The sequence below is a fragment of the Moorena sp. SIO2C4 genome, from assembly GCF_010672485.1.
GTDB lineage: Bacteria > Cyanobacteriota > Cyanobacteriia > Cyanobacteriales > Coleofasciculaceae > Moorena > Moorena producens.
The window spans coordinates 1-5,105 of record NZ_JAAHGN010000530.1 but is presented as its reverse complement, the minus strand read 5'-3'; the positions used below and the strand labels follow the sequence as shown (position 1 = coordinate 5,105).

General features: G+C 43.8%; 3 protein-coding genes. 2 read left to right on the top strand and 1 reads right to left on the bottom strand.

Translation table 11 applies throughout. From position 1 onward, the window contains the following. Together F6K20_RS23655 and F6K20_RS23650 are read left to right on the top strand one after the other, a co-directional pair. On the top strand, positions 1-3,442 hold a 3,442-nt coding region (locus F6K20_RS23655; RefSeq protein ID WP_287296241.1), incomplete at its 5' end, for a WD40 domain-containing protein. Between the two features lie 293 nt (positions 3,443-3,735). After that, positions 3,736-4,707: an RpnC/YadD family protein gene (locus tag F6K20_RS23650; RefSeq protein ID WP_287296239.1), complete on the top strand. Its 972-nt coding sequence runs from the start codon at positions 3,736-3,738 to the stop codon at positions 4,705-4,707. A 127-nt stretch (positions 4,708-4,834) separates the two neighbouring features. Here F6K20_RS23650 and F6K20_RS23645 read toward each other — a convergent pair. Then, on the bottom strand, positions 4,835-5,105 hold a 271-nt coding region (locus tag F6K20_RS23645), incomplete at its 5' end, for a DUF1822 family protein (RefSeq protein WP_287296237.1).

Genomic DNA, 5,105 nt, shown 5'->3' with positions numbered 1-5,105 from the left:
TTTAACCTCTAGGGCAACTTTAAACCGATTTTGGGCCAGACAACCGATTCGCTGTGACACCTTCATCGCTATTTGTAGTGCTGTAGGGGTTGATTGGGAAAAGGTTGTTGAGCCAGATCAGATTAAGGCAGATCAAATCAATAACGGCAAGAGTCCCACTGTGGCTCAAATTAAACGTGTTGATTGGGGACAAGCACCAAAGCTAAGAGGTTTCTACGGTCGTACTGAGGAACTCAACACCCTACAGCAATGGATTCTTCAGGACAAGTGCCGCCTGGTGACACTTCTAGGGATGGGGGGAATTGGTAAAACCTCTGTGGCTGTGACTTTAGCCCATCTTCTGGAAGATAAATTTGAGTTTGTGATTTGGCGGACTCTACGCAATGCGCCTCCCCTAGAAGAACTCCTGGCAGACCTGATTCAATTTTTGTCTGGACAGCAGGAAACCAATTTACCCTCCTCTGTGGATGGCAAAATTCTGCGATTGATTCGGTATTTACAAGGGCGGCGTTGCTTGCTAGTTCTAGATAATGTTGAGTCGATTCTGCAAAGTGGCGATCGCACCGGTAGTTATCGAGAAGGATATGCTGAATACGGTGAGCTGCTCAGAAGTATTGGTGAAACCGCCCACCACAGCTGTCTATTACTGACCTCTCGGGAGCCACCCCAGGACTTGATTATCCTGGAGGGGGAAAGCTTACCCATTCGCTGCTTCCCACTCACAGGGTTATCAGACACTGATGGGCAGGAAATCCTGAAGGAAAAAGGAAATTTTGCTGGGGATGAGACCCAGTGGCTAACGGTTATTGAGCACTATGCTGGAAATCCTTTAGCCTTAAAAATGGTGGCTTGTGTGGTCAGAGACTTTTTTTATGGCAATATTGCTCAGTTCCTGAATTTTTTAAAGCAAGGCTCATTCATTTTTGATGATATTCGGGATTTGCTAGATCGGCAGTTTCAGCGCCTGAGTGCTACACAACAAGAGCTGATGTACTGGCTAGCTATTAATCGCGAACCGGTTTTTTTTAAGGAGTTGGAACAGGACGTTGTCTGCCACCGATGCTCTCCTGACATTTTACAGTCTCTAGGGTCTCTACAACGGCGCTCATTGATTGAGAAAACCTCGGCTGGGTTTACCCAACAACCTGTAGTGATGGAATACATGGTTAATCGATTAATTGAGCAGATTCCTGAGGAAATTACTAGTCAAAATTTGGCTCTGTTCCGCACTCACGCATTAGTCAAAGCCACTGCTGCTGAGTATATTCGGGATAGTCAAGTCTCTCTGATTATCGAACCGATTATTGAAAGATTACTCGCTAGTTTTGGTTGCACAAAAAATCTCAGCAATCACTTGCTAGAAATTATATCAATGCTGCGCTCCCCAACTTCCACGGTAAAAAAAATAACTCAAGATCCGGCATATATCTGCGGCAATATAATTAATATAATGCGCCAATTACAGGTTGATTTAAACAGCTATGACTTTTCTAATCTAACAGTTTGGCAAGCTAACCTAGAGGGGATTAAATTACACAATGTCAATTTCGCTGATGCTGACTTGACCAGCTCAGTATTTACGGAAACCTTAGGAAATATTTTATCAGCAGCATTCAGCCCAGATGGTAAACTATTAGCAACCTGTGATACAGATTGGAAAGTTCGCCTGTGGGAAGTACCAAGCGGTAAACTAGTTTTGCTATGTGAGGGTCATACCAATTTGGTACGAGACCTTGCTTTCAGCCATGATGGTAAAATCTTAGCTAGTTGCAGTGCCGATCACACCGTTAAGTTTTGGGATGTCAGTGATGGTAAGTGCTTAAAGACTTGTACCGGACATACTAATGAAGTATGTTCAGTCGCTTTTAGTCCAGATGGTAAGACCCTAGTTACTAGTAGTGGCGACCACACCTTGAAAGTCTGGGATATCAAAACTGCAGAATGTCTCAAAACTTGCACCGGACATAGCAGTTGGGTTAGATCCGTTGCCTTTAGTCCAGATGGTAAGACTATAGCCAGTAGCAGTGACGACCACACGGTGAAATTCTGGGATAGTGGCACTGGTGAATGCCTGAACACTGGCACTGGACATAGGGATTGCGTTGGGTCAGTGGCATTCACCAGTGACGGGAAAACCCTAGCCAGTGGCAGTGGCGACCACACGGTGAAGTTTTGGGAGGTAAGCACAGGTCGCTGCTTAAGAACTTACACTGGACATAGTAGTGGTGTCTACTCCGTGGCCTTTAGTCCAGATGGCAAAACCCTGGCTAGTGGCGGTGGCGACCACATAGTCAGGCTGTGGGATACTAGCACCAATGAATGTTTGAAAACCTTGCATGGACACAGCAATCAGGTATTTTCAGTGGCCTTTAGTCCTTATGGAAACACCCTGGTTTGTGTGAGTTTAGACCAAAAGGTGAAGCTGTGGGATTGTCAAACCGGTCAATGCTTGAAAACTTGGTATGGAAATACGGATTGGGCAATGCCCATCGCGTTTAGTAGTGACGGTCACACCCTGGCTAGTGGCAGTAACGACTACACGGTAAGAGTATGGGATTATGGTACTGGTAGCTGCATCAGAACCTTGCCCGGACATACTGACTTTGTCTATTCAGTGGCATTCAGTAGTGATAGGAAAACCTTAGCCAGTGGCAGTACAGACAATACGATTAGGCTGTGGGATGTTAGCACAGGTTGCTGCATTAGAACACTACATGGCCATACTGATTGGGTATTTTCAGTAGCATTCAGTAGTGACGGGAAAACCTTAGCCAGTGGCAGTGCCGACCACACGGTCAAGCTGTGGGATGTCAGCACAGGTCACTGCATCAGAACGTTTCAAGAACATACCGATAGACTGCGTTCAGTGGCATTCAGTAATGACGGGAAAACCTTAGCCAGTGGCAGTGCTGACCACACGGTGAGGTTATGGAATTGTGAGACTGGAAGCTGTGTGGGAATTTTGCGCGGACATAGTAATCGAGTCCACTCGGTCGCCTTTAGTCCCAATGGTCAGCTTTTGGCTAGTGGCAGTACAGACCACACGGTGAAGCTGTGGGATATCCGTGAGAGTAAGTGCTGCAAAACCTTGACCGGACATACCAATTGGGTATTGTCAGTTGCTTTCAGTCCCGATGGGAAAACCCTAAGCAGTGGCAGTGCTGACAAAACGGTCAGACTTTGGGATGTTTCCACAGGGGAGTGCCTTGACATTTGCACCGGACATAGCCATCTGGTCTCTTCAGTCGCCTTCAGTGTGGATGGTCAAATTATGGCCAGTGGGTCTCAAGACCAAACGGTAAGGCTAAAGGATGTAGAAACAGGGGAGTGTTTGAAAATCCTGAAAACTCCTAGACTCTATGAAGCCATGAATATTACTGGAGTTAGAGGGTTAACTGAGGCACAGAAAGCAACTTTGAAAACCTTGGGAGCGATAGGATGAAGTTTGAAGTTTGAAGTTTGAAGTTTGAAGTTTGAATTGAGAGTTGGATTTTTTTTTATTCTTCATTCTTCATTCTTCATTCTTCATTCTTTTTGCTGTTGTCGCCATGGCAGGTAAGAATAAAAGGGGAATGCGATACTCTGAAACAGCCGCTACGCGAACGCATTTAGTTTAGAGGATAGCTAATATCTGATATCTGACAGCTGATGATATTTAAACTGTATAAATAAGGTATATTTTTAGGAGTATATTAGTTATAACAAATTCTGAATTGGGTAACAATTCCATGAGTGATGACCAATCAACGTGCAGACTACGATAATCCATGGAAAGAGGCAATTTCCTTATATTTCCAACCCTTTATGGCATTTTTATTCCCCGAAATTGAGGAAAACATTGACTGGGATAAAGGCTATGAATTTCTCGACAAGGAATTCCAACAAATAGCCCGGGATGGGGAAATTAGCACTAGGGAAGCAGACAAATTAGTTAAGGTTTGGCGCACCGATGGCCAGGAAACCTGGGTATTAATTCATGTGGAAGTCCAAAGTCAATACGAATCCGTGTTTGCTGAGAGGATTTATGTGTACAATTACCGCATTTTTGACAAATATCGGCGTCAAGTAGTCAGTTTAGCTGTTCTAGCTGATGAAAGCAAATCCTGGCGACCAAATGAATACAGTTACAGGATTTGGGGGTGTGAGGTGTTGTTGCGCTTCCCGATTGTGAAACTGCTGGATTATTCGTCCGAGGTGTTGGAAGAAAGTAACAATCCCTTTGCTGTAATTGTGGCAGCTCATCTGGCCAATCAGCAAACTAAACAAGATGTTCAGCAACGATATCAGATTAAATTACAAGTTGCGAAACGTTTGTATCAACGGGGCTATGGCAGGCAAGATATCCTAGAGTTATTCCGGTTAATTGATTGGCTAATTAGTTTACCCGATAACTTGCAAACCTGCTTTACAGAAGAAATTATAAGTTACGAACAGGAGAGTAATATGCCTTACGTTACTAGTTATGAACGCCTTGCTCGTCAAGAGGGGATTGAAATCGGCATTTTGGAAAAAGGTCGAGAATCCTTGCTGGAAGTACTTCGGATTCGTTTTGAAGATGTGCCTAGTGAGTTGGTGGAAACAATCAACCAAATTAACGATGACTCGATGTTGACAATGTTGCTCAGACAGGCAATTACCATTGCTTCTGTAGAGGAGTTTATGGTTGTGGTTAATCAGCAGCTAGCTTCTGGTGAGCAAAGTTCTTAGGTGCGCTTAACAGAAAGTGCCACAGGAAAATTTGATAAATTATTGGAATGAAGAATGTATAATTTAGAATTTAGAATTGGATTTTTTTTCATTCTTCATTCTTCATTCTTAATCTGAATGCTTACAATCAGATTAAGAAATTTTCGGTAATACTGATATCATTCCAAACCAACTTAATGGTAAAATGTTCTCCTGCTTCGCCGCTAACTTGCAACTTAAGATTTTCTGTCTCTCTGGCTTGGACTTGAATCACCACAATTCCTTCTTCATCTAGCACCATAATTTGTAAACCTTTGGGGAGAAGGTCTCGACCACCAGCAGGATGCAGCTCAATGGATAGATTCATTTTGGGTGATTCTGTCCGATGTAGCTCCACTAATAAAGCGACTTGCTGATCA